Below are 24,247 nucleotides of genomic sequence, written 5' to 3' on the forward strand. Positions count from 1 at the left end.
GCAAAATCTCCTAAGTTTTACTTTGTATTTTTGTTCCAAGTAAATACTTGTATCAAAATAAAAATATTTTTCAATGACAAAATTAAGTGTAAATATCAATAAAATAGCCACTTTACGTAATGCGCGTGGAGGAAATGTTCCTGATTTATTAAAAGTTGCTGCCGACATGCAAAAGTTCGGCGCCGAAGGAATTACCATTCATCCCCGTCCGGATGAGCGTCACATCCGGTATCAGGATGCCCGAGATTTAAAGTCGATTGTTTACACCGAATATAATATTGAAGGAAATCCAGAGAAAACTTTTATAGATCTTGTTCTCGAAATAAAACCTACTCAAGTGACTTTGGTGCCAGATGCAATTGATGCCATCACCTCTAATGCAGGTTGGGATACCAATAAACATGCTGCGTATTTAACCGAAATCGTTCAGGAATTGCAACGCAACGGAATCAGAACTTCTATTTTTGTGGATCCTGTTCTCGAGATGATTGAAGGCGCCAAGAAAATTGGAACCGATAGAATCGAATTGTACACTGAAGCATTTGCACATCAATATAGTCTTGGAAATCAAAACGGAATTTTGCCGTACACACAATCAGCGATATTGGCCAATGAACTTGGATTAGGAACCAATGCAGGACACGATTTAAGTTTGGATAACATTCAGTTTTTCAAACAAAATATTCCGGGATTACTCGAAGTCTCTATTGGTCACGCATTAATTTCCGAAGCCATTTATCTAGGATTGGATAATGTCGTGAACATGTACTTACAAAAATTAAAATAAGAAATAAATTAAAACAATTATAACCTGATGTAATTGGGTTGTAATTGTTTACTTTAGCATTTTTCTTATTAAAATTTAGTGTTGAAGCCAATTATTTTGTTTTGTTTATTATGTTGTTCTAATTTGCTTGCGCAATCCAAGGCTACCATAGCTGGGAATGTCAAATCTTTTGAAAATGAAAACTTAAAAGGAGTACGTATTTCTTTAGATACTAATAGTCAGCATTACAATTATGTAAGTGATACTTTGGGTAGCTTTACGGCTGAACTTCCATCGGGATTTGTTAAAATTGCAGTTAATCATTTTGGTTATCTTGAAAAAACTTTAAGTTTTGATTGTGAAAATGACACAATAATTTCTATTATTTTAGAAAAGGATGTTTCGTTTTTAAAAGAAGTTGTAATATCCAATAATAAAAGGAGCAGCATTACAAATCTATCAGGTGGTAAATTATCTTTTAATTTAAAAGAATTGGCTGCAGTTCCAACAGTTCTTGGAACAACAGATGTCATCAAAATTTTACAACTCACACCAGGAGTGCAAAACTCTGGGGATGCAAATGGTTATTTGTATGTAAGAGGAGGTGATCCCGGACATAACTCAATATTGTATGATGGAACACCAATTTATGGAATGTCACATCTGCTGGGTGTTTTTCCTTTTTATAATACGGATCATATACAAGAAGTTGAATTTGACAAATCAAGCTCAAATGCAAAATATGGAGGGCGTTTAAGTTCAACAACGGCATTAATTCCTAATAAAAAAATCCCTGCACATTTTGCAATTCAAGGGAATGTTGGTTTACTGGCCTCTCAGGCTACTTTAAGTATTCCAATTAGCGAAAAATCTGGGGTTACAATATCTGGAAGAAAAACATATATTGATGAGATTATTGCTCCAATATTGAAATCTGGATCAAAAGATAATGATGTTCAAGATATGAAATATGGATTCTTGGATGGGAATGTAACTTTTGTTACAGAAATTTCTAAAAACAGCCTGTTAAGTATTTCGGCTTTTTCAAGTGCTGATAAATTGCAAATAAAAGACTCTAATTTGGCCTTAAAAACCAGCTTGAAATGGAGTAATTTGAGTATCTCTCCTACTTTATTTACTAAATTGTCTTCTAAAATAAGTATGTTGAATGCTATTTATTATACGAGATATACTAATGAGTTGAATATGGAACAATCAACAGTTGGAATGGGTGTTTCTTCATTTGTTGAAGATTTCGGATTTACAAATTCGATTAATCATTTAGTTAAAGGAACTTCTTTCGAGTCAGGTCTGCAATATGTTTATCATAATTTGCAACCACAAAAAATCCACATTGAAAATTTAAACACTACCAATATTACAGAACAACACAATTTAATAAAAGCTAACGAATTTGCTATTTTTACAACTGGAAAACCAAAATTACTTGATAATTTAATTGCAGAAGTAGGTTTAAGGATTCACTATTACAGTTCAGGGGCAAAATCATATTTGAATTTTCAACCGCGTGTTGTTCTGAATTATTACAGGGATAGGAATCTTTCGTTTTATACTTCTTATAATAGACAAAATCAGTATTTAAATTTAATTACGACTTCAAGTGTAGGGATTCCCACTGATTTTTGGATTGCAAGCTCAGATGGTATTCCCGCGCAATCATCTAATGAGTTTGCTTTAGGCTCAAATCAAACGATCTCTAAAAGTATTACATCGTCATTTGGAGCATTTTATCGCTCAATGAATCATTTACTGGAGTATCCTTATGGAATAACACAGTTCAATGAAATTTCTACATTGAAAAATGATTTGTTGGAGGGGAAGGGAAAAGCATACGGATTAGAAATAATGCTGAAAAAAAATAATGGTAAGTTTAAAGGATGGTTAAGTTACACTTTGAGTTGGTCTGACAGAAATTTTGAAAAGCTCAATAATGGAAATACTTATTACGCTAAATACGATAGACGCCATAATTTAGCATTGGTTGGAACGTATGATTTAAATCCAAAATGGAATTTTGGTTTCACTCAGATTTTTAGTTCAGGAAATCGTTTTACAATCCCTACATCGTGGTATTTTATAAATAACAATCCGGTCAAAGAATATTCGGAGTATAATAATGCTCAAATGCCAAACTATATTCGAACTGATCTCTCTGTTAATTATTTTTTTGTAAAAAACGCTAAAAAAGAAAGCGCATTGAATTTTTCTATTTACAATACGTTCAATATCGAAAACCCTATTTATGTTGTTTTGAATGTAGTTGTCAATGAAAATAAAGATAGTGTAGTTGTCAAGCCTGAAAAAAAGGTTTTGTTCAGAATTCTGCCTTCCATAAGTTGGAGATTTAAATTTTAGATAATGAAAAAGTATAGTTTATTTCTTTTGATGATTATTGCCTGTAGTTGCAATAATGACAGTTTTAGTGATGGGATTAAGTTGGAATCAAAATTAGCGGTTGAAGGGTGGATTGAAGTGGGAGATGTCCCGCAGGTGATATTATCCAGTACAATACCAATAAATGATGTTGTTGATTCTACAAATGTTTTGGATCACGTAATACGTTCGGCAAAAATAACGGTTTCTGATGGAGAAACGGTAGAAGTTTTACGAGTTAAAAATGATGATGATAGAGTTCCGCCGTTTGTGTATTTTGGAAAAGAAATAATCGGGAAAGAGGGGAAGACTTATATCTTGAAAATTGAGTATTTAAATAGAATAGTAGTGGCTACTACAAGCATTCCTAAAACAGTTACGATTGCAACTGCAGAGTATGTAAAGAAGAATGCCACGGATACCACCGGATATGTTTTTATAAAATTCGATGATCCTGTGAACGAGAAGAATTATTATCAAATCGCTACAAGAATAGATCAGCAAGAACCTATTTTTGTTCCTGCTTTTTATGGTAATCTAAATGACGAAAAATTTTTATCTCACTCCATTTCAATGCAGGTAAATAGAGGTGTATTACTCTTTCCTAAATCTAAATTCAAGCCCTATTTTACCGACGGAGATTTAATTTTTGTAAAATTAAGGACTATGAAAAAAGAAGCATTTGATTTCTGGAATAGTTGGCAGAATGAAATTGTAAATAGTAGAAATCCGATTTATCCATCTAATACAAGTCTGAAATCAAATATTATTGGAGGGGTTGGTATTTGGGCTGGTTACGGTCAAAACACGATAGTAATTAAAACACCTCCAAAAAAATAAAGCCAATCTCGGGATATCCCAGATTGGCTTTAGATTTATTATTAAAAAATAGTTCTATCTTTCAAAAGCTTTCAAGAAATCCTCGAATTTAGTTTCAAGTTTATCAAATCCCTCAGAGAAATAAGTACTCATAGCAACTTCAGTACTGTCATTGAATTTTAGATAAAGTACTTCGTCGTAATATTGAATAGTAATTGCTGCACCATTACCAGTAGTTGTCCAATATCCTCCAGTAGGATAATATGAGTCTTTAATCCAAACTGGTAATTCATAATTATAACTTTCAGCTTTTTCTGAACGGTAAATAACGTCAGCTATCTTAGTTCCGTCTTTTTTAGATACTAAAATCAGTTTCAAGTTTTTATTTGAATTGACCACATTCCCTTCAGAATACTTTTTATAATTTGTGTTTTGAGCCGTGTAATATGCTTTGAAGTCAGCTTTAGGGTTATCGTAATAGGGATAAGAAGGATAAACCAAACTTTTCTCTAAAGCTTCTTCATCTTTAGTTTGCGTCGCGATATCCATTTCGGCTACAATGATAAAGTCATCCATGATTTGAACTAAACCATTTGCTTTGCCTTGGTATTGAGTAAGGTCTTCATCTTTTATTAAAGCATCAATATCAGCAGTGCTTCCGGCAGTAAATGAAACTAAATTTTTCCCGTTATAAGTAAATGAAGATTTAGCCGTGTTTTGAGTTGCTTTCTTACTCCCGCTAATTTCATAAGTATAGCCATCATTTAAAACCATTTTGAAGCTAGATTCATCTGGAGTTTCTATTGTACCAGTATATTTTGCATTTGTTGCAAAAGTTGCAGCTTGCGCATTATCAATAGTTAAAATTGCTTCAACTGAAGTTGGTAAATAAAATTCATCATTTATTGTAGTTCCAGATTGCCAATTATAACTGTCTTCAAGTTTTATTTTTATGTTTGAAGAGTTGCTTTTGGAAGATAGTGTGGCATTGTTAGAAGTTTGAGTTGCTTTTGCTGGGAAAACAAATTTTAATTCAGTAGCTGAAGCTGTTTTAGCCCAGATTTTTGTTGAATTATTCCAAGTGTAAATTCCATATACACCAGAAACATTTAGAATGTCTTCTATTTCATTATCGTTTTTTCCATTGAAAATGTCAACAGAATTGATACTTAATAAATTGCCTAAATTTTGAATGGCTTCAATGGCTCCAGATGTTTTAGATTTGCTCATTTGAACTAGCATTTCATTTGCTTCAGCCTCTAGTTTCACTTTCTGTTCTGCTGGAGTTAATTTTGAGTAAGGCTGTTTAACAATGTTTGCAATTTGTTCTGTTAGACTTCCTTCAGAAGTGCTGTCCGAGTCATCATTGCCAGAGCAAGAGACTGTAAGTTGTGAAATAATCACTGAAAACAAAAAAATCTTTTTAATCATGGGTAAAATTTAAAGTTAATAAAAAATATAATCAGCCTTTTGGTTGAGTTTCTTAATTGATGGTATAGGTTGTTTTATTGAAAAACAACCTTTGGTTTGTTGCGACTGCAAAATTATTATAATTTAATATTCTTACAATACCCACTTTTAGTGATATTCGCTTAAAACCTAATTAAATATATTATTGGTTAAAAATAGATTTTTATCTTTGGCGAAATGTTTCGATTAAAATACCACAAAATGTTATACTCAAAAATAGAAGGCTCAGGGAAGCCACTTTTAATTCTCCACGGATTTCTGGGAATGTCCGATAACTGGAAAACACTCGGAACGCAATTCGCGACTGATTTTCAGGTTCATATTCTCGATTTACGCAACCACGGACGAAGCTTACATTCAGAAGATTTTAGTTATAAAATTATGGCGCAGGATGTTTATGAGTACTGTCAAGCTCATAAATTAGAAAATATCAATATTTTAGGACACTCGATGGGCGGGAAAGTAGCGATGCTTCTGGCTGCGGCACATCCGGAATTAGTTGATAAATTAATTGTTGCTGATATTGGGCCAAAATTCTATCCTCAGCATCATCAGGATATTTTGGCGGGATTGAATGCTGTGGATTTTTCAAAAAAGCCAAGTAGAAGTGATGTTGAAGAAATTATGCAAAAGTATATACCCGATTTTGGAACCAGACAATTCCTGATGAAAAATTTATTTTGGCAAGAACCGGGACAACTTGCGTTCCGATTTAATTTGGCAATTTTTAATCATAAAATGGATGAAGTAGGAATTCCGTTACCTCAGAATGCAGTTTTCGAGAAACCAACATTGTTCATTCGAGGTGGAAATTCCAAGTATATTTTGGACAGCGATTTTGAAAACATAAAACAACATTTCCCGGATTCAAGTATTGAAACGATTCCTAATGTGGGGCATTGGCTTCATGCCGAAAACCCGGCTGAATTTTATCAAAAAGTCACTTCTTTCTTAAAATAAATTAATCAGATTTAAATTTTTCTTACATTTATTTAAATTTTAAAATAAAAAACATGAATTTATTACTCAGAATCCTTATTACGTCAGGTTTAGTATTACTTATTGCTCACTTTATGCCAGGGGTTCATGTCGCTAATTTTACTACCGCTTTGATAGTGGCTATAGTTCTTGGGTTACTTAATATTTTTATCAAACCAATATTGGTAATACTTACACTGCCAGTTACGATTATTACTTTAGGATTGTTTTTATTGGTTATTAATGCGCTGATGATTTTGTTGTGTACCAAAATTGTGGGCGGATTTAGCGTCGATACGTTTTGGACCGCCTTAATTTTTAGTATCATATTGTCAGTTTTACAATCCTTAATGAATGGAATATTAGGCGAAGGAAAGTAAGGAATCGTTTTTAACACGTATTTGTGAATGAATTAATTTACAGTATTTGTTAATTTGATACCTTTGTGTTTCTATATAAGATAAACAATGTCTAAAAAGTTTTACTTACTGTTATTAGTTATGCTTGGTTTCTTTATGATGCCAAGCGTAGCTTTCGCATGTGGAACGAAAACCGAGAAGGCATGTTGCAAAAAAGAATCTTCTTCAGAAACAGATCAAAAAGACTGTTGCAAGAAAGAAAAAAAATCAGATCAAAGTTCGCATGATGGCTGTAACGGCGCTTGTAAAAATATATCTTGTTCCAGTTCAGCAATCCACTTAAGTTTAACGTCTATATTTAATACAGAATTAAACAAGCAAATTTTTAGTTTTTCCACTGAAAAACAAAATTACTATTACTCGGAAATCTTTATTTCATCCCATTTCCGTTCTATCTGGCTTCCACCTAAAATAAGCTAAATTCCTTTTTTGACAGCCAAAAAACTGTCTTTTTCTAAAGCATTTTGTGCTTTTACAATCATTAAATTCTAGTCAAATAAAGTTTGAAAAGTAGCGAAATGTGCTATTATTTTCAATATCGTTTGTGACTTATTCACCTCAAAAATAATTATACAATGAACTCATTAAAAAAAATATTGATGGCAATAACCCTATTGCTTTCATTTACAATTGCAAGCGCGCAAATCAAAAACGCGAAAACAGAAATCGTTAAAATATACGGAAACTGCGACATGTGTAAAACGACTATAGAAACTGCCGGAAACTTAAAAAAAATGGCGAAAGTTGAGTGGAATAAAGATTCCAAAATGGCGACACTTACGTATGATTCCACAAAAACGAGCCAAGACGAAATTTTGAAAAGAATTGCTTTAGCGGGTTACGACAGTGATAAATTTCTTGCTCCGGATGCTACGTATGATGCATTACACGGATGTTGTCAATATGAAAGAGAAGCTAAAGTAGCTGTTTCAACAGAAATGAAAATGGAAACCAATACTACAGAAAATCATGCAAACCACGCCAATCATTCTGATACTGCAGTTGCAAAACAACAGGTTGATACTAAATTAAAAGTTGTTTTTGATAGCTATTTTCTTTTGAAAGATGCTTTGGTAAAAACTGATGGAAAAGCTGCTGCTACTTTAGCGAAAGACGTTTCAACAGCATTAAATGCAGTAAAAATGGATGAGCTTGCAATGGATGTTCACATGATTTGGATGAAAGAAATGAACAGTTTAATGGGTAGTGCCAAGAACATTTCAGAAACTCAAGACATCAAACGTCAAAGAGAGTTTTTCGTTCCTTTTTCAAAATCAATGTACGAAGTGATAAAAGTAGCTAAATACGAAACTCCGGTTTACCTTCAGTTTTGTCCAATGGCAAATGACGGTAAAGGTGCAAACTGGTTGAGCAAAGAAAACGCAGTTAAAAACCCATATTACGGTTCTCAAATGATGACTTGCGGTAAAACGGTTGAAACAATTAAATAAATATTTAAAAAAAGCGTTGGGTGTAACTCAAGTTTCTTTTTTTTAACGCATAGAAACATAGTTTTTATGTATTTCTATTAAGACGTTTCACTCTATTATGGTAAAACACAGCTTTGTTGCCCAAGAATTTGGCTATCCTGCTCTTTTTTTCTATTTATCTATGTGTTTATTTTTAAATTCTTTTCGGAGTTCTAAATTTTAAATAATTGCACCCAACGGGTTAAAAACTATAATAAATGAAAAAAATAATGCTGTTTTTCAGTTTACTAATCAGTATTTCAACTGCAACTGCCCAAATGAAAATTGGAGACAGTTTGCCTGATTTTGAACTCAAAAACAATAAAGAAACAACAATAAATTTGGCTTCTCTGAAAGGGAAGACGGTCTTAATTGACTTTTGGGCTTCCTGGTGCGCGCCTTGTAGACTGGCCAATAAAAAGCTAGCTCCTTTATACAATCAATATAAAATTAACAACTTGGAAATCGTTGGTATATCACTGGATACCGATAAAACGAAATGGATGAATGCCATTAAAAAAGATAAATTAGAGTATGAGCAATTAATTGATGCTAAAGGTTTTGATGCGAAATCAGCACTACTTTTTGGAGTAGAAGAATTACCCAATTCCTACTTATATGATGTATCAGGAAAATTAGTTGCCATCAATCCTACGGAGGAACAAATAATAATGCAAATAAAAAAATAAAACAAAATGAAAAATATAAAATTAAAATTCATTGGTATCGCTTGTTTACTTTTAATAACAAGTGTAAACTCCTATTCTCAAATCTCAAAAGCAGAAATAATTGCTACAGGTTTAACGTGTTCTATGTGTTCTAATGCTATAAATAAACAACTGAAAGCAACCGTTGGTGTGGATAGCGTGAGTACTGATTTGAATACGAATACTTTTACGGTTTATTTTAAAAAAGAAAGTAAAATAATGCCTAGAGTATTAAAAGCAGGAGTTGAAAAAGCTGGTTTCTTTATCGGCTCATTAATAATAACAATGCCTACAAACAGCTTAGAAATTGGAAGTGATAAAACGATTTCAGTCAATGGATCCACTTTCGTTTTATTGAATGAAGAACTTAAAAACAGTACCGGAGAAACTAAAGTAAAGATTTTTGACAAAGGATATGTCACTCAAAAAGAGCATAAAAAACTGCTTAAAACGTTTTCAAAAACTGCATCATATCCATTAGATAACGAAGATGATTACCACATCAAAACTGTAATTTAATGAGAAAATTTTTAATCGTATTTACGTTTTTTCTTGTTCAGGGAATATCGGGTCAGGAACTTTTCGTGGTTACTGATCCGGCAAGCAATGTTCCTGCGGGTTCACTAGGAATTCGTTTGGGGCAATCGATTTTTAAAGAACAAATGGAATCAGGATATAGTTACCATTTTATGCCTGAAGTTACTTGGGGTGTCAATAAAAATTTGATGGTTAGAACATCAATGTTTGTCAGCAGTAGAAGCAATAAATTGGTAACAGAAGGCGCTAGTTTTTACACTAAATATCGTTTCCTTTCCACGGATGACTTGCAGAGTCATTTTAGGATGGCAGCATTTGGAAGATACAGCTTTAACAATGCCGATATCCATCAGGAACAAATAGAAATTATGGGGCATAATACTGGATTTGAAACGGGAATAGTGGCTACGCAGCTTATAAAAAGGGTAGCCATCAGTGCTTCCGTTAGTTTTGAAAAAGCATTTGATAACAAGCCGAATTATAGATTTCCTGTTGCACAAAGCGATAACGCCACTAATTATACGTTGTCGTTTGGAAAATTGATGTATCCAAAAAAATACACTAGTTTTAAACAAACGAATATTAATACGATGCTAGAGCTTGTTGGTCAAACCGTAAACGAAAATGGAAAATCATATTTGGATATTGTGCCTTCCATTCAATTTATTATAAACAGCCAAGCGCGAATAGATGTTGCTTACAGGCACGAATTATACAGTTCAATGTTGCGTTCTGCGCCAAATGGATTTTATCTGAATTTAGAATATAATTTTTTCAATGTTTCAAAATGAAATAATTTATAATCATTACCAAATAAATTTAAAAAAAAGTTGTGAAACAACATCGCAATTTGCCACAACATTCATCAATAAATAATTTATTCAAATGAAAAATATAATCTTATCAATAATCTTATTAGCATTGGCGTCGGTTTCTTGTAACCAAAAAAATAAAGCATTGGAAACTGATTCATCAGTTGCAGTCAAAACAACTGCGGAATTGTATTCGTGTCCGATGCATCCGGAAATCACTGGCAAAAAAGGTGCAGAATGTTCTGAATGTGGTATGGAACTAACAGAAAAAGTGGTGCAAATGCCAAAAACAGAAAAAGATGATGCCAGTGCGACTGCTATTAAAACGGAAAACGCAGTCGCTGCAACTTCGTTTACTATTAATGAAATAGTAAGCAGTTATTTAACGCTAAAAAATGCATTGGTAAAAGATGATTCTAATGGAGCCGCCAAAGCTGGAAACACTTTGTATGCCACGTTTGAAAAAGTAAATTCTAATACCATTTTGAATGCAAAGCTGAAAAATAAGTACAATGAAATTGCTGTAAATGCAAAGAAACATGTCAAAGATATTGGTGAAAACGCCGGTAAAATAGCGCGTCAAAGAGAATATTTTGCTTTGTTGAGTAAAGAAGTACATGATTTGATAAAAACTTTTGGAACTGATCAAAAATTATATCAGGATTATTGTCCAATGTACAATCAAGGAAAAGATGGGTATTGGATAAGCGAAACCAAAGATGTTAAAAACCCTTATTACGGTTCTGAGATGTTAAGTTGTGGCAGAATGGTACAAGCGTTGCTCTAACTATTACATGTGAATTATGTAATTTAGAGTAATAAAAATACAACTTTTTAACCAATGTTTTTTGTAAATTTTAATGGTGGAAATTAATCTGCAATTAACAAATAGATTCGATGAAAAATATATTTTTTTTAGCCCTAATGACGGCTATTGTAATGGTTTCCTGTAACCAAAAGAATAAAGAAAATTCAACTATTGATTCGCCTATGATGGAAGATAGTTCAGCAATGAAGAATTCTGACGGTAACAAGATGATGAACGATTCCTTAATGATGAAAAATACTGTGACAATGTATGCTTGTCCGATGCATCCCGAAGTGCAAGGCAAACTGAATGATAAATGCCCAAAATGTGGTATGAAGTTGACAGAGCCAGTAATTGAAACCGCCACAAAAAGCAGCAAATAAATAAGGATCTTGCCTTATGTAAATCTAAACAACTTTACTACTCAAGAAACGGTAAGGTTGATTTAAAATAAACTAAAATGAAACATGATTACCATATAATGGGAATGACATGTAATGGCTGTCGTTCATCAGTTGAAAAGGCATTAAATAGCATTGCGGGAGTTGAAGCAACTGTTTCTTTAGATCCGCCAATTGCTACCTTAATAATGAAAGAGCATATCCCATTAGTTCAGTTACAAGAAACGCTTTCCAAAGCTGGCAAATATTCCATTTCTATGGAATCCCCAATCGATACTGTTTTAGAACTACCAAATAAACCTCCAATAAAAGCATGTTGCGGTTCGAATAAACTACCAGAGGAGTCAAAAGTTACTTCACCGAATAATGTATCGGGAACATATTATTGCCCGATGCATTGTGAGGGTGAAAAGGTGTATGATAAGCCGGGAGATTGTCCGGTTTGTGGAATGGATTTAGTTAAAGAAGCAGAATTGGCAAGTAGTAAAACAATGTATACTTGTCCCATGCATCCCGAAGTTATCAAAGAAGGTCCGGGTTCTTGTCCCATCTGCGGAATGGATTTAGTGCCAATGGAACCCACCGATTCTCAAGAAAATAAGGTTTATAATGACTTGGTGCGCAAAATGAAAATAGCGGTAGTTTGTACTGTTCCCATTTTCATAATTGCGATGTCAGATATGATTCCGAATAATCCAATAATGAAAATTATGGATTTAGAAAAGTGGAATTGGGTACAACTAATCTTGTCGCTTCCAGTCGTTTTTTATGCGTGTTGGATGTTTTTTGAGCGTGCATGGAAATCTATTGTTACTTGGAATCTCAATATGTTTACGTTGATTGGAATTGGGGCTGGAGTCGCTTTCTTATTTAGTTTATTTGGATTATTTTTCCCGGCTATGTTTCCCGACGAATTCAAAACACATAATGGAACGGTCTCGCTTTATTTCGAAGCAACTACAGTCATATTGACATTGGTTTTATTGGGACAATTACTTGAGGCCAGAGCGCACAGTCGAACCAGTGGTGCGATAAAAGAATTGTTGAAATTAGCGCCAACTGAAGCCACTTTAGTTAGCAATGGAGCTGATAAAGTAATTTCAATTCATGATATCAAAAAAGGAGATTTGTTGCGTGTAAAACCGGGAGATAAAATTCCGGTGGATGGCAAAATTACCGATGGAGAAAGTACTATTGATGAATCGATGATTTCAGGAGAACCTATTCCCGTTGATAAAAAAATAGAGGATTCCGTTATAGCGGGAACTATAAACGGAAATAAATCCTTTGTAATGATTGCCGAGAAAGTTGGTTCGGAAACCTTGCTTTCGCAAATCGTAAAGATGGTAAATGACGCGAGTCGTTCTAGAGCACCTATTCAAAAATTAGCGGATAAAATCGCTAAATATTTTGTACCAATTGTAGTTGGAGTTTCCATAATAACCTTTTTTGTTTGGTCACAATTTGGTCCTGAACCCGCAATGGTCTATGGATTTATCAACGCTATTGCGGTATTGATAATTGCGTGTCCTTGCGCTTTGGGTTTGGCTACGCCAATGTCAGTGATGGTTGGTGTTGGGAAAGGGGCACAATCGGGAGTTTTGATAAAAAACGCCGAAGCACTGGAAAACATGAACAAAGTAAATGTTTTAATTACCGATAAAACAGGAACAATTACCGAAGGGAAACCTTCTGTTGAAAAAGTATTTTCCATGCAAAATGACGAAAATGAGCTATTGCAAAGCATCGCATCTTTAAATCAGTACAGCGAACATCCTTTGGCGCAAGCCGTAGTCAATTTTGCGAAAGCGAAAGAAGTCACTTTAATAGAAGTAAAGGATTTTGAAGCAATTTCAGGCAAAGGCGTGATTGGAACAGTAGCTAATAAAAAAGTAGCGTTGGGAAATAAAAAATTGATGGAACAAGTGAATGCCACGATTTCTGCAGAGCTCGAAAATCAAATTATTGCTCAACAAAAACTAGGGAAAACCGTTTCTTACATTTCAGTTGATGCAATTGCAGTGGGATTTGTATCAATTACAGATGCGATAAAAGCAACAAGTGTTACAGCCATAAAAGAATTAATCCGTCAGGGTGTGGAAGTAATTATGCTTACAGGCGATAATGAAAATACGGCAAAGGCTGTGGCAGCGGAACTGAATTTAAGTTCTTACAAAGCGGGTTGTTTGCCGGAAGACAAACTGAAAGAAATAAAACGATTGCAATCTGAAGGAAAAATTGTAGCTATGGCAGGCGACGGAATCAACGATGCTCCTGCTTTGGCGCAAGCTGATGTCGGCATTGCCATGGGAACCGGAACTGATGTGGCGATAGAAAGTGCGAAAATAACATTGGTGAAAGGGGATTTACAAGGCATAGTAAAAGCCAAAAATTTAAGTCACGCGGTAATGCGAAATATAAAACAAAACTTATTTTTTGCTTTTTTTTACAATGTACTTGGAATTCCCATTGCGGCGGGTGTTTTGTATCCGTTTTTTGGAGTGCTCCTTTCGCCAATGATCGCGGCTTTGGCCATGAGTTTTAGCTCGGTTTCAGTAATTGCAAATGCATTAAGATTGCGTGGTCTAAAACTTTAAACGAAAATATTTAAAAGTTTATTTATAAATTAGAAAATATGAAAAATACGATCTTATTAATTTTATTTCTGATGCTTATTCCTCTTTTTGCAATAGCAGAAAATAAAAGTGGAAATGCCATTTCCAGAAAAGCATTGATTCTTCAGGCACAACCTGCAACGTACACTTGTGTAATGCACCCGGAAATTCATGCGAATAAACCTGGAAAATGTCCAAAGTGTGGCATGGATTTAATCAAGGAAAAAGCCAAATCGGTAAAAAAATCTGTTCCAAAAAAGCAGGTGGCAAAACCAGTTGTAAAACAAGGAGTACCTGTAAAAACAACCGTTATTGAAACTAAAGCAACAACTGATGATTCTCATCAAAATCACACAATTGTTCCCTCAGAAAAGGCTAAAGTTATAGAAGAACCGGTTAAAAGAACAGCGAAAAACGCACCGCCCAAAACGGTTCGGTATGATTTATATGTTCGAGACACCATTGTCACTTTTGGCGATGCACCCAAAAGAGCGATTGCCGTAAACGGACAGATTCCGATGCCAACGCTTACTTTTACTGAAGGAGATATTGCCGAAATTTATGTGCATAATGAGTTGGATGAGGAAACTTCGTTGCACTGGCACGGATTGTTTTTGCCTAATAAAGAAGATGGTGTGCCCAATTTGACCCAAATGCCAATTAAACCACATACGGTACATAAATATACATTCCCTATAATTCAACATGGAACGCATTGGTATCACAGTCACACGGGTTTGCAGGAGCAAATTGGTATGTATGGTTCTTTTATCATGAATAAAAGAAATGAAGACCCAACTTTTAGAACAGGAATTGATGATTTACCAACGGTACCAATCATTTTAAGTGAATGGACGGATTTGAATCCAAAAAATGTCCATCGGATGCTGCACAACGCAACCGATTGGTTTGCGATTCAAAAAGGAACTACACAAAGTTATGCAGAAGCCATTAGAGCGGGACATTTTAAGACCAAAGTTGCCAACGAATGGAAACGAATGAATGCGATGGATGTAAGCGATGTCTATTACAATAAGTTTTTGATTAACGGTAAAAATGAAACTCAACTTTCGCAGTTCAAAGCGGGCGATAAAGTGAGGTTGCGGATTGCCAATGGCGGTGCCTCGACCTATTTTTGGCTGAATTATGCGGGAGGAAAAATCACTGTTGTTGCCAGTGATGGAAATGATGTGGAGCCCGTTGAAGTGGATCGTTTGATTGTTGCGGTATCTGAAACCTATGATGTTGTCGTGACGATTCCTGCCGAAAAGACCGCTTTTGAATTTTTAGTCACTTCTGAAGATCGGACAAAATCCGCTTCGTTATATTTAGGGGACGGTGTAAAACAACTGATGTCGCCTTTGCCTAAATTAAAATATTTTGAAGGGATGAAAATGATGAACGGCATGATGAAAATGAATGGCGATTTAGATGATATGGGCATGAAAATGTCGCTGAACCAAATGGATATGAATGTAGTAATGTATCCAGAAATCACGGGGCCGATAGATGCTAAAGAAGGAACACAAAAAGAAGTTGAAATGGATCATTCGTCTCATGATATGGGAAAAATGAAAATGGAGGGGACCTCTCCGAAGATGGATGGCATGAAAATGACTGAGGAGGATTATAATAGTAATGCATTATCTGATATTACTACCTTGAATTATGCCATGCTGAAATCACCTACTAAAACAACCTTGCCAAAAGACGCGCCGGTAAAAGAACTGCGGTTTGAATTATCAGGAAACATGAATCGCTACGTGTGGAGTCTGGACAATAAAGTAGTTTCTGAAGCCGATAAAATTTTAATTAAAAAAGGAGAGAATGTTCGAGTTGTACTCTTCAATGGCTCCATGATGCGCCACCCGATGCATTTACACGGGCATGATTTTAGAGTCCTGAATGGTCAGGACGAGTTCGCTCCCATGAAAAACATCATTGACATTATGCCCATGGAAACCGATACGATTGAGTTTAATGCGAATGTAAAAGGCGATTGGTTTTTTCATTGTCACATTCTCTATCACATGATGGCGGGAATGGGTCGTGTTTTTAGCTATGAAAATCAAGAGCCCAATCCTTTGATTCCAAATCCAAAATTGGCGCAACGCAAATTATTCGCTGATGACAGAGCTTTTCGTGTGATGGCCGAAAATGATTTTGCCACCAACGGAAATGATGGAATGCTGATGATTCAAAACACGCGTTGGAGTATTGGTACCGAATGGCGTTTGGGATATACCGATGAACACGGTTATGAAACTGAAACACACATTGGACGATACATCGGGAAAATGCAATGGTTAATGCCGTTCATCGGTTTTGACTGGCGGTATCGAAAAATGGAAATGGGAGCAATGGAAGAAAATCTTTTTGGTCAAACCAATACCAAAGACAATCGGGCTGTTTTCAGTGCCGGAGTTGAATATACCTTACCCTTGCTGATCAAAGCACAAGCTGAAGTCTATACCGACGGAAATTTCAGATTGCAATTTGAACGGATGGATATTCCGGTTTCCAAAAGATTGCGCATGAATTTAATGTGGAATACCGATAAAGAATACATGGCGGGATTGCGTTATATTGTTAAGAGAAATTTTGGAATTACAACGCATTATGACAGTGATATGGGAATGGGTTTTGGAGTGAGTTTGAATTATTAATTAATTCTCAAAATAAGTTTGCATAAAAAAGCAAACTTATTTTGGTAAGTGTTAGTTCTGAATTGATTACAATTCACAAGTTCAATACAGGCTGTTTTTATTGGAAGGTTTTTGGTTTTGGCTTTGTGCATCTCAAAAATATTGTTATTTTTGCACCCGAAATAGAAAAACAGGGCCCGTTCGTCTATCGGTTAGGACGCATGGTTTTCATCCATGTAAGAGCGGTTCGATTCCGCTACGGGCTACATTCATAAACACAAGCTAAAAAAGCCTCGAAAATTATTTTTTGAGGCTTTTTTTATTGGTTTTGACTGTTCTTTTTGTGAATTTTATAAAATAATAAAATAGTTCAAATTTTAGAAATATAAGGTAGTATTAGGAAACAGGTTGCTCTATTTAAGGTTGCACCATGCTGTGTTTAGTTTCGGGGCTTTGTAACAAATAATATCTGCTGTTAAAACCTTGCATTTACGGTATCATTTATTTTTAATTTTTGGCGCAAAGTCAAAGACATTTGCGCAACTTATGCAACAAATTTGTTTTTTTAATGTATATTTTGTGGAGTTGGGTACGAAACCTCGACTACTGTAAATCTGCTTGTAGCGGTACTTAATTTTTTCATTCGCTACCTAACGTAACTTTCAATTGCATTACATACTTTTTTCCTTTTGATATTTAAATAAAAAATCTTTTACCGTTGTCCATTGTATTTCTGGGTAACGGTTAATATCGAGCTTTGCTATTTTTGAACGTTTATCTATCATATTGTGCATGTATTGCATTCCTTGCCATGCCGGGTAAAGTTCTTTTTTTCCTGGTGCCAATCTTCGTGCAATCTTTATAATTACAGCAAGAAGTTTTTGTCCGCCAGGTCTAAATAAGCGAAACTTCTGACCTGTGAGCTGACTAGTTATTACTTTTAATTCGCGCGGACTTATTAGATCACCTGCAATTCTAAGATATCGAGGAGTGTTTGATTCAAGGGCAACTTTAGCTGTAAATTCTGCGGTATTATCCATTGTGGTAAAGGCCAATTTGTAATCCTTATTTCCCCAATATAGAATTATTTTCTGCTTGAAAAGAATCATAGGCATTTCGTCTATTAGCAATTCAGTAAAAGCTCCGTTAAAAATTGAAGTTGCAGCAATAGGCATTTTGTCAAGATATTCGTGAAATTCACGTCTTAGATCTAAGTTTCGGTTTTCACCATATGAAAACTTAGTAAAATCTAAAGAGTAGTCTGACGGAATAAAGCGAGGAACGCCCGCTGCTATGGCTGCATCTAGCAAAACTTTTTGGGCATCTACAACCACTTCACGCAATCCGGCTAAAGCGGAAACTACGCAGGAAACACCAACGCAAGAAGTTTTTAATTCTTCCAAATTCCAACCACTCACCTTATAAATTTTAACACCTAAATTTTCAAGTACTTTTATTTTTTCAATATCACTGTTCGAACGAACAACCACAAGTATTTCGGTATCTTTGTTTACTAAAGCCTTTACTATTCTTAATCCTAAATTACCCGTCGCACCTGCTACTAAAATTATTTTTTTCATTTTCTTTTCTATTTTATTTTGTCCGCTATAAGATTTTCCAATAAATCAACGTCAGTTCGCCTAAAAACCGATAAACTGGGTTGCTCGGCTTTTAAATACAACGTAAATATAGATGATTTAGATTGTAATTAGTTTTTTATAAAAAAGAATGGATTGTAAATTTAAGCAATCGGCTGTAGCGTAACATATTCACAATCAATTAAATTAATCTTTTTTAAGCTGTTCCGTGTGATTTTGATTCCCGTTAATTGTATGATCGCGGTCGTTCATTCCGTTTGACATTCCGATCATAAATGCAGTAATAAGTAGCATGATTTTTCTTTTTACCCAAAGAACAGGGCATTTAGATTGCTCTAAACGTGCTTTGTTTTTCTGTTTATACATTTTGTAAATGATAAATGATTAGACATTTGGTATCATCTTTATGCAAGGAACTGCATAAATGCATAGAAAGAATTATCTAGGCTGTGTATAAACTTTTATAGGAGTTTCGGGAAGTGATCATCTCATTTATAAAAATGTATTGAGATGCAAATGAACTTACTTTTTGATAAAGCAACGTCTGTAATTTAAGTAGAACCGTAATTTGAAGACTATAACTATCTTGAAATTGGAGATAAACTAAGTGAAATAGGAATGATGTTTTTTCAGAGGGATTTGCTTTGTGGTACGCACATAATTTTGAACCCTTATAGTTTAATTCTTTTCTAAGAATTACGTTCGAGAATTGATAGTAATCTGCTGGATTTGATTGAGAGTCTAAAGCACCATCATTTGCAATCAGGCCAAAAGCCAGAAAGAGTGAAATGAGATATTTTAAATATTTTTTCAATCTATTTAATTTGAAAATTATTAATATGTGATATGACGTTCCTATGTTTTGTTAGGATCTTGGAGCTAAAATACCATTTCTTTTCGGATTATTAATATATAATTCTATACTGTCCAGTACTCTTAAACCTCCTTTATTTGAAAAACGTAAGTCGTTTATCTTTAACGGCATCCAAGCGAAGCATTTTATAATCCAGCACATAATTTTGATAAACACGCCAAGGTGCTTTGTTTCCCTGACTAGGAAGCATATTCGCTGCTCTGTTGATGTAGCTGGAATTCAAGTTTAGTAGTGGAACGGGTTTTAAATTTGTTTCGACTACTTTTGCCTGCACTGCTTTATAATGGTGTTTGTCCAAATATTTTAAAACCCGAGATATATATTCGCTGGTAAGATCACTTTTCAACGTCCACGAAGCATTGGTATAGCCAACAAAAATAAAGAAGTTGGGCAGGTCGCTTAACATGAGGCCTTTATAGACAAAAGATTTAGAAACATCAAAAGGTTGCGAATCCAGTTGAATTTTTACGCCTCCAAACGCCACTAAATTAAGTCCAGTTGCGGTAATTATAATGTCGGCGGCCATTGTCTTCCCCGATTTTAGTAAAATGCCATTTGTTAAAAAACAATCGATATGGTCAGTAACTACCGATGCGTTCCCTTTTCTTATGGCTCTAAAAAAATCTCCGTTTGGCGCAATGCAAAAACGTTGTTCCCATGGATTGTAATTGGGTATAAAATGAGGGTCCACGGGAAAGTTACCCAAAGCTTTTTTAGCCCCTTTAATGATGAATTTTTTCATTGCTTCCGGAAAGAACTTGCACAGATTAAAAAAGACGATAGCGTAAAAAATATTTTTATAACGAATCAATTTATAGGCTACTTTTTTTGGGAACAGGCTTTTGAGGCGAGCAGCAATTTTGTCTTTATTGGGCAAAGCAGCAATATAGGTTGGCGATCGTTGCAGCATGACAACTTGTGCTCCTTCGGCGGCAAGCTCCGGAAGGATGGTTACAGCAGTGGCGCCGCTGCCAATTATAACCACTTTTTTATTGGCAACATCTAATTTTTCAGGCCATTTTTGAGGGTGGACAATTTTGCCTTCAAAACGGGATTGATCCTTAAATTCAGGAGTGTATCCTTTGTTATAATTATAATAGCCGCTACAGCTAAAGATAAACTGGCACCTATAAACTGTTTCTTCTTCCGTAACGGTATTTACGGTAGTGACCGTCCATGATTTTTTTTCTGTATCGAAGTTATAAGAAAGAGCGCGTTGATTGTAGATGATATGCGCGCGCACTTTATATTCGTCTGCGGCTTCATTCAGATATTTTAAAATAGAAGGTCCGTCAGCGAAAGACTTTTGGTCTTCCCATGTTTTAAAGGAATAGCCAAAAGTATACATATCCGAATCAGAACGGATTCCGGGGTATTGAAACAAACTCCAGGTACCTCCAAGTTCCGCTCTAGCCTCTAAAATAACATATTTTTTGTCTGGATTTTTGCGTGACAAATGACACGCGGCGCCTATACCGGATAATCCTGCTCCTATTATAACAATATCTATACGATCGGTATTCATGTTTTTATTTTAGAATTAAATGCTGTTGCAAAATACAAAATTGTAGCAATAAAAAAACACCATTACATTTTCTTAAGTAACGGTGTTTGTAATTGATATGAAAACCTTTTAAAGTGGAAAAAAATGGGTTTTTATTAGGATTGAACGACAAATTTATTTTTGAATAAACACGCTGTAACGCCGGGGGTCATTCTTTTGTCAAGCTAATAATTTGGCTTTTAAAATTTCCCAACCTATCAGATATGTCGTCACTAAGAATAGCGCGGTTTTGCAAAACGTGCCCTCCAACGAGGGAAAATAAAGCAAGTCAGAAAAGCTATCCCCTTACAACGGCAAAGCTTTCTTACGTTATCACGTCAGATTTTTTCAATAGTTTTGTTAGATTTACTTCTTCTGTTCCCTGCCGATTAAGTTTTAATCACCAATTGGAAGTCACGTTTTACATAACCGCGCTGTAAGTTAACAAGAAAACTGAGTATATTTCCAAGCCATCGGATTACTTCCTTTTTTTCTTGAGAAAAAATGGGATTGCTTAAAACAATTAGTAAAATGAATAAAAATTTCGATTTCATATTTTCTATGTGGTTTCTTTGATTCTGCAAATTGACGGTTAACGGTCTCTCCCTAGGCTCTCGTTGCCGATTAAAGCGAGATGAGTTCTTTCGACAAGTTAGAAGTTTTTCTTGAAAAAGAAGTACCGGCGAGTGAAAAATCGGCAATGGAGCTTACCGTGTGTTAGCGGTTCGGGCATGTCCTGATTTCCGTTTTTTATAATGTCTTTGTATTTTTTTTTGAAGAGATTAAATATGAAGTTCTTGCTATGATGAAGAGTAGTCCTGGTTTAACTATCCGATATAAAATCGCTCCAATTAAACTAAGAATTGATATTATTCCAATGGAAAGCACGCCGCCAAAAGTAAATGTCATACCGATAACAAATCCTAGAAAATACTCAGCCTTATAAATAGGTAAAAAGAGTGTAAGAACTAGCAATGAGACAATCATATAAAATGGTATTTCTGAATATCCTAAAGTAAAAAAAACAGATAGTAATAAACTAAAAGATAATGCAGCAATGAAAGCATAAAGTATATTTACTGAGAACTTAAAAACAGTTAAATCATTTCCAATTCTCTTTTGTACTCTGTAAAATAGAAACCACGTAAGCAATGGAATTAAAATTCCTCCCAACCAATTTGAAAATTCAGGTAAGTCTTCATTTTGTAGCATGTGATGACTAGGTACACCACCATGGAAATGATCCCAAATTAAAAGCGACCAGATAGCAACTGTGATTATTGTAGTGAAATATAAACCGATCTTAAAAAATTCTTTTTCTGTCATTTTTTTACCTTTTTTTAGGTTTTCTAATCTCTAATAGTTTCCTAGTTGTGCATCGCCTGACCGCTAACGCTAGTTCGTCTAAAAAACATTAAACGAACTCATTTTAGCTAATCAGTTAGTAAATATATATGATTTAAACTACAATTAAAATTCTTTTTGGAAAATAGTATTCTTCGTTGTGGTAATAAAAAAGTTCGTAAAAAGCTTTAAAAATCACTCGTAAAGTCCCAAAATTCAAAGACAATACTTAGAGATATTGTCTCAATAGATTTTGATCAATCAGGTTGAAAATTCGGCGCGGATTGTAGGCGGAAAAAATCAATCTTACATCAGTTAATGTGGATTTGCAATTTGTGCCCGTCAAAATGATCAATGATTTTATATTTTACTTTACCTGTTTGAAATTTTCAAAATAGAGATTTTATTTGTCGCTGTACAATAGGTGAAAAAATTACTAATCTGCTATCATTGCTAAAAAAATGAAAAATGAGAGTTTGAGAGTTATTGCAAGGAACGAAGCAATCACATCTTGTATTTTCATTTGATTAAGCGCTTAACTTTGTGGACACAGATTGCAAATTCGCACTATCTGGTTTCATATTTTAATTGATTATTATGCTTTCACATTACAAGCATAATAATCAAATATTTCTGCACTTGGTGTAATTTCTCCTTCAGCCTGAACAACTAACTTGCCCATTTTAAGGGTGATTTATTTGGCAAGCTCTTGCTTTTTTTCTTTTAACAAATTAGCCATATTGTGTAACAATTCTGTTCTTTTTGAATAAGGCGTTTTTTTTAAGCCGCAAATTTTTATCCTGATTTTTCAATGGATTTTTCGATCGCATTTTCAGTTATTTCTTCAAATGTTTTAGCCACTTTGTTGGTAGCAGGATCGGTGCTTGAATTGCCATAATTTTAGTAATTAGAAGTTAATATTATATGTCTTACTGATGTTTAGGTGCTTTATCGGCTTCAATACACCAGAGTAATTCTTTTATAAAAATTGCTGCCAATTTATCGGAATTGGATTTGTCCAACGCTTTTCCATTTTCATCATAGGCATTATCTACTGTTGGAACAGAAAACATGGCAGGAATCGTCCAAGCCATCATTTTCCAAAGTGTAAACTGAAGTGATACGAGGGCTTGATTACCAGCAAAAGGTCCAGATGAAACGGTAACAATACCTACGGGTTTGTGTCTCCATTCTTCGTAAAGCAGGTCAATTGCATTTTTTAAACTTGCGGGATAGCCCCCGTTATATTCCGGTGTAACGATGATTATTCCATCTGATGATTTAATCTTATCTGCAAATTCAAGAACATTTTCAGCTGGATTAATCATTGTTTTTAAGGTGCCATCAAAGATGGGGAAGTTATACTTTTTTAAGTCAATGATCTCGCTTGTTGCCAGCTTGTTTTCAGTAAGATAATTTTGAAAATAAAGCGATACGTTATGGCTTTTTCGTCCTACTCTAACGCTGGAGGAAATGATTGAAATATGTCTCATAATTGTTATTTTTTGAAAATTTTATCTATTTCTTTTGAAAGTTTCACATCTTTTTCGGTAATGCTATCTTTAGCATCATGCGTAAATAGCAAAATTTCTACCTTGTTGTACACATTACTCCAATTGGGGTGATGACCCATTTTTTCAGCTGCAAAAGCAACCTTTGTCATAAAAGTAAAAGCTTCTACTAAATCTTTAAATTCAAAACTGCGTTTTAACTGATTGTTTTCTTCTTTCCACATATGGCTTGTTTTTTAACTTCACTTACTGCAATGGCAAATCATTTTTATCGGTGTTCGACATTACAAATCGTAACCGTCAAAAATTGAAAAAAAAGGATACGACAAATACTCCTTGGTCTTCAACTTTTACTCTTCTTTTAGGAATAAATGTTTATTTCTTAGGAACGCAGTTTGGCACTTTTTTTCCACTTTTTGTTTTCATTCCATCTTTTTTGTATCCATTCCAGCAAGGATCTTTCGACTGCTTGTCTTTGGGTTTTTGGATGTCTTTTTTCTTCTTTGCCATGATTATTATCTATTATTTGTTGAAATA

General features: G+C 34.5%; 22 protein-coding genes and 1 tRNA gene. 14 read left to right on the top strand and 9 right to left on the bottom strand.

Annotation, left to right across the window (positions count from 1 at the left end):
• Positions 1-73: 73 nt before the first annotated feature.
• From ACP7AV_RS04230 to ACP7AV_RS04240, 3 genes are all read left to right on the top strand, one after another.
• On the top strand, positions 74-787 hold the full coding sequence (locus ACP7AV_RS04230) for a pyridoxine 5'-phosphate synthase (RefSeq protein ID WP_426090882.1): 714 nt from the start codon (positions 74-76) through the stop codon (positions 785-787).
• Positions 788-910: 123 nt separating this feature from the next.
• Positions 911-3,142: a TonB-dependent receptor plug domain-containing protein gene (locus tag ACP7AV_RS04235; protein ID WP_426090883.1), complete on the top strand. Its 2,232-nt coding sequence runs from the start codon at positions 911-913 to the stop codon at positions 3,140-3,142.
• 3 nt (positions 3,143-3,145) lie between these two features.
• Entirely contained in the window at positions 3,146-4,000 is an 855-nt protein-coding gene (locus ACP7AV_RS04240) for a DUF4249 domain-containing protein (RefSeq protein WP_426090884.1), read from the top strand.
• Between the two features lie 54 nt (positions 4,001-4,054).
• Here the strand turns inward: ACP7AV_RS04240 and ACP7AV_RS04245 are convergent, their stop codons facing one another.
• Positions 4,055-5,410: a hypothetical protein gene (locus ACP7AV_RS04245; RefSeq protein ID WP_426090885.1), complete on the bottom strand. Its 1,356-nt coding sequence runs from the start codon at positions 5,408-5,410 to the stop codon at positions 4,055-4,057.
• Positions 5,411-5,650: 240 nt separating this feature from the next.
• Between ACP7AV_RS04245 and ACP7AV_RS04250 the strand changes: the two genes are divergently transcribed.
• From ACP7AV_RS04250 to ACP7AV_RS04300, 11 genes are all read left to right on the top strand, one after another.
• A complete protein-coding gene (locus tag ACP7AV_RS04250) occupies positions 5,651-6,409 on the top strand; it encodes an alpha/beta fold hydrolase (RefSeq protein ID WP_426090886.1) in 759 nt (252 codons plus the stop codon).
• A 53-nt stretch (positions 6,410-6,462) separates the two neighbouring features.
• The gene (locus tag ACP7AV_RS04255) at positions 6,463-6,807 is read left to right on the top strand and encodes a phage holin family protein (protein ID WP_426063000.1); all 345 of its coding nucleotides are present in this window, start codon (positions 6,463-6,465) and stop codon (positions 6,805-6,807) included.
• Positions 6,808-7,421: 614 nt separating this feature from the next.
• Positions 7,422-8,297 (top strand): DUF3347 domain-containing protein, encoded by an 876-nt coding sequence (locus tag ACP7AV_RS04260; RefSeq protein WP_426090887.1) that lies wholly within the window; start codon positions 7,422-7,424, stop codon positions 8,295-8,297.
• Between the two features lie 236 nt (positions 8,298-8,533).
• Complete coding sequence (locus tag ACP7AV_RS04265) at positions 8,534-9,004, top strand: TlpA family protein disulfide reductase (protein WP_426090888.1); 471 nt, start codon at positions 8,534-8,536, stop codon at positions 9,002-9,004.
• Positions 9,005-9,010: 6 nt separating this feature from the next.
• Positions 9,011-9,541 carry a heavy-metal-associated domain-containing protein gene (locus tag ACP7AV_RS04270; RefSeq protein ID WP_426090889.1) on the top strand — a complete coding sequence of 177 codons (531 nt, stop codon included), beginning with the start codon at positions 9,011-9,013 and terminating at the stop codon, positions 9,539-9,541.
• Positions 9,541-10,350: a hypothetical protein gene (locus ACP7AV_RS04275; RefSeq protein WP_426090890.1), complete on the top strand. Its 810-nt coding sequence runs from the start codon at positions 9,541-9,543 to the stop codon at positions 10,348-10,350. Before ACP7AV_RS04270 ends, ACP7AV_RS04275 begins: the two co-directional genes overlap by 1 nt.
• A gap of 94 nt (positions 10,351-10,444) precedes the next feature.
• Complete coding sequence (locus ACP7AV_RS04280) at positions 10,445-11,158, top strand: DUF3347 domain-containing protein (protein WP_426090892.1); 714 nt, start codon at positions 10,445-10,447, stop codon at positions 11,156-11,158.
• A gap of 110 nt (positions 11,159-11,268) precedes the next feature.
• Positions 11,269-11,562, top strand: a complete 294-nt coding sequence (locus tag ACP7AV_RS04285) for a heavy metal-binding domain-containing protein (RefSeq protein WP_426090893.1) — start codon at positions 11,269-11,271, stop codon at positions 11,560-11,562.
• A gap of 77 nt (positions 11,563-11,639) precedes the next feature.
• Positions 11,640-14,177 carry a heavy metal translocating P-type ATPase gene (locus ACP7AV_RS04290; RefSeq protein ID WP_426090894.1) on the top strand — a complete coding sequence of 846 codons (2,538 nt, stop codon included), beginning with the start codon at positions 11,640-11,642 and terminating at the stop codon, positions 14,175-14,177.
• Positions 14,178-14,215: 38 nt separating this feature from the next.
• On the top strand, positions 14,216-16,861 hold the full coding sequence (locus ACP7AV_RS04295) for a multicopper oxidase domain-containing protein (RefSeq protein WP_426090895.1): 2,646 nt from the start codon (positions 14,216-14,218) through the stop codon (positions 16,859-16,861).
• Between the two features lie 173 nt (positions 16,862-17,034).
• A tRNA-Glu gene (locus ACP7AV_RS04300) sits at positions 17,035-17,106 on the top strand.
• A 405-nt stretch (positions 17,107-17,511) separates the two neighbouring features.
• On the opposite strand, the gene ACP7AV_RS04305 is transcribed toward ACP7AV_RS04300, so the two are convergent.
• The 8 genes from ACP7AV_RS04305 to ACP7AV_RS04340 form a co-directional block, all read right to left on the bottom strand.
• Positions 17,512-18,420, bottom strand: coding sequence for an NmrA family NAD(P)-binding protein (locus ACP7AV_RS04305; protein ID WP_426090896.1), 909 nt, complete (start codon positions 18,418-18,420; stop codon positions 17,512-17,514).
• 204 nt (positions 18,421-18,624) lie between these two features.
• On the bottom strand, positions 18,625-18,804 hold the full coding sequence (locus ACP7AV_RS04310) for a hypothetical protein (protein WP_426090897.1): 180 nt from the start codon (positions 18,802-18,804) through the stop codon (positions 18,625-18,627).
• Positions 18,805-18,880: 76 nt separating this feature from the next.
• On the bottom strand, positions 18,881-19,252 hold the full coding sequence (locus tag ACP7AV_RS04315; RefSeq protein WP_426090898.1) for a hypothetical protein: 372 nt from the start codon (positions 19,250-19,252) through the stop codon (positions 18,881-18,883).
• Between the two features lie 133 nt (positions 19,253-19,385).
• Positions 19,386-20,837 carry a flavin-containing monooxygenase gene (locus ACP7AV_RS04320; protein WP_426090899.1) on the bottom strand — a complete coding sequence of 484 codons (1,452 nt, stop codon included), beginning with the start codon at positions 20,835-20,837 and terminating at the stop codon, positions 19,386-19,388.
• A gap of 768 nt (positions 20,838-21,605) precedes the next feature.
• On the bottom strand, positions 21,606-22,181 hold the full coding sequence (locus ACP7AV_RS04325) for a hypothetical protein (protein ID WP_426090900.1): 576 nt from the start codon (positions 22,179-22,181) through the stop codon (positions 21,606-21,608).
• A gap of 947 nt (positions 22,182-23,128) precedes the next feature.
• Positions 23,129-23,692 carry an NADPH-dependent FMN reductase gene (locus ACP7AV_RS04330; protein ID WP_426090901.1) on the bottom strand — a complete coding sequence of 188 codons (564 nt, stop codon included), beginning with the start codon at positions 23,690-23,692 and terminating at the stop codon, positions 23,129-23,131.
• A gap of 5 nt (positions 23,693-23,697) precedes the next feature.
• Positions 23,698-23,934 (bottom strand): 4a-hydroxytetrahydrobiopterin dehydratase, encoded by a 237-nt coding sequence (locus ACP7AV_RS04335; RefSeq protein ID WP_426090902.1) that lies wholly within the window; start codon positions 23,932-23,934, stop codon positions 23,698-23,700.
• 151 nt (positions 23,935-24,085) lie between these two features.
• Positions 24,086-24,220, bottom strand: coding sequence for a hypothetical protein (locus ACP7AV_RS04340; RefSeq protein WP_426090903.1), 135 nt, complete (start codon positions 24,218-24,220; stop codon positions 24,086-24,088).
• Between the last annotated feature and the right edge of the window lie 27 nt (positions 24,221-24,247).

It is taken from the genome of Flavobacterium sp. DSR3-2, assembly GCF_049896525.1.
Lineage (GTDB): Bacteria > Bacteroidota > Bacteroidia > Flavobacteriales > Flavobacteriaceae > Flavobacterium.

Coding starts and splice junctions, on each gene's coding strand:
- ACP7AV_RS04340 (WP_426090903.1), bottom strand. CDS start 24,220: ATGGCAAAGAAGAAAAAAGACATCCAAAAACCCAAAGACAAGCAGTCG.
- ACP7AV_RS04320 (WP_426090899.1), bottom strand. CDS start 20,837: ATGAATACCGATCGTATAGATATTGTTATAATAGGAGCAGGATTATCC.
- ACP7AV_RS04325 (WP_426090900.1), bottom strand. CDS start 22,181: ATGACAGAAAAAGAATTTTTTAAGATCGGTTTATATTTCACTACAATA.
- ACP7AV_RS04270 (WP_426090889.1), top strand. CDS start 9,011: ATGAAAAATATAAAATTAAAATTCATTGGTATCGCTTGTTTACTTTTA.
- ACP7AV_RS04230 (WP_426090882.1), top strand. CDS start 74: ATGACAAAATTAAGTGTAAATATCAATAAAATAGCCACTTTACGTAAT.
- ACP7AV_RS04245 (WP_426090885.1), bottom strand. CDS start 5,410: ATGATTAAAAAGATTTTTTTGTTTTCAGTGATTATTTCACAACTTACA.
- ACP7AV_RS04250 (WP_426090886.1), top strand. CDS start 5,651: ATGTTATACTCAAAAATAGAAGGCTCAGGGAAGCCACTTTTAATTCTC.
- ACP7AV_RS04240 (WP_426090884.1), top strand. CDS start 3,146: ATGAAAAAGTATAGTTTATTTCTTTTGATGATTATTGCCTGTAGTTGC.
- ACP7AV_RS04260 (WP_426090887.1), top strand. CDS start 7,422: ATGAACTCATTAAAAAAAATATTGATGGCAATAACCCTATTGCTTTCA.
- ACP7AV_RS04280 (WP_426090892.1), top strand. CDS start 10,445: ATGAAAAATATAATCTTATCAATAATCTTATTAGCATTGGCGTCGGTT.
- ACP7AV_RS04295 (WP_426090895.1), top strand. CDS start 14,216: ATGAAAAATACGATCTTATTAATTTTATTTCTGATGCTTATTCCTCTT.
- ACP7AV_RS04335 (WP_426090902.1), bottom strand. CDS start 23,934: ATGTGGAAAGAAGAAAACAATCAGTTAAAACGCAGTTTTGAATTTAAA.
- ACP7AV_RS04305 (WP_426090896.1), bottom strand. CDS start 18,420: ATGAAAAAAATAATTTTAGTAGCAGGTGCGACGGGTAATTTAGGATTA.
- ACP7AV_RS04290 (WP_426090894.1), top strand. CDS start 11,640: ATGAAACATGATTACCATATAATGGGAATGACATGTAATGGCTGTCGT.
- ACP7AV_RS04255 (WP_426063000.1), top strand. CDS start 6,463: ATGAATTTATTACTCAGAATCCTTATTACGTCAGGTTTAGTATTACTT.
- ACP7AV_RS04275 (WP_426090890.1), top strand. CDS start 9,541: ATGAGAAAATTTTTAATCGTATTTACGTTTTTTCTTGTTCAGGGAATA.
- ACP7AV_RS04330 (WP_426090901.1), bottom strand. CDS start 23,692: ATGAGACATATTTCAATCATTTCCTCCAGCGTTAGAGTAGGACGAAAA.
- ACP7AV_RS04265 (WP_426090888.1), top strand. CDS start 8,534: ATGAAAAAAATAATGCTGTTTTTCAGTTTACTAATCAGTATTTCAACT.
- ACP7AV_RS04285 (WP_426090893.1), top strand. CDS start 11,269: ATGAAAAATATATTTTTTTTAGCCCTAATGACGGCTATTGTAATGGTT.
- ACP7AV_RS04310 (WP_426090897.1), bottom strand. CDS start 18,804: ATGTATAAACAGAAAAACAAAGCACGTTTAGAGCAATCTAAATGCCCT.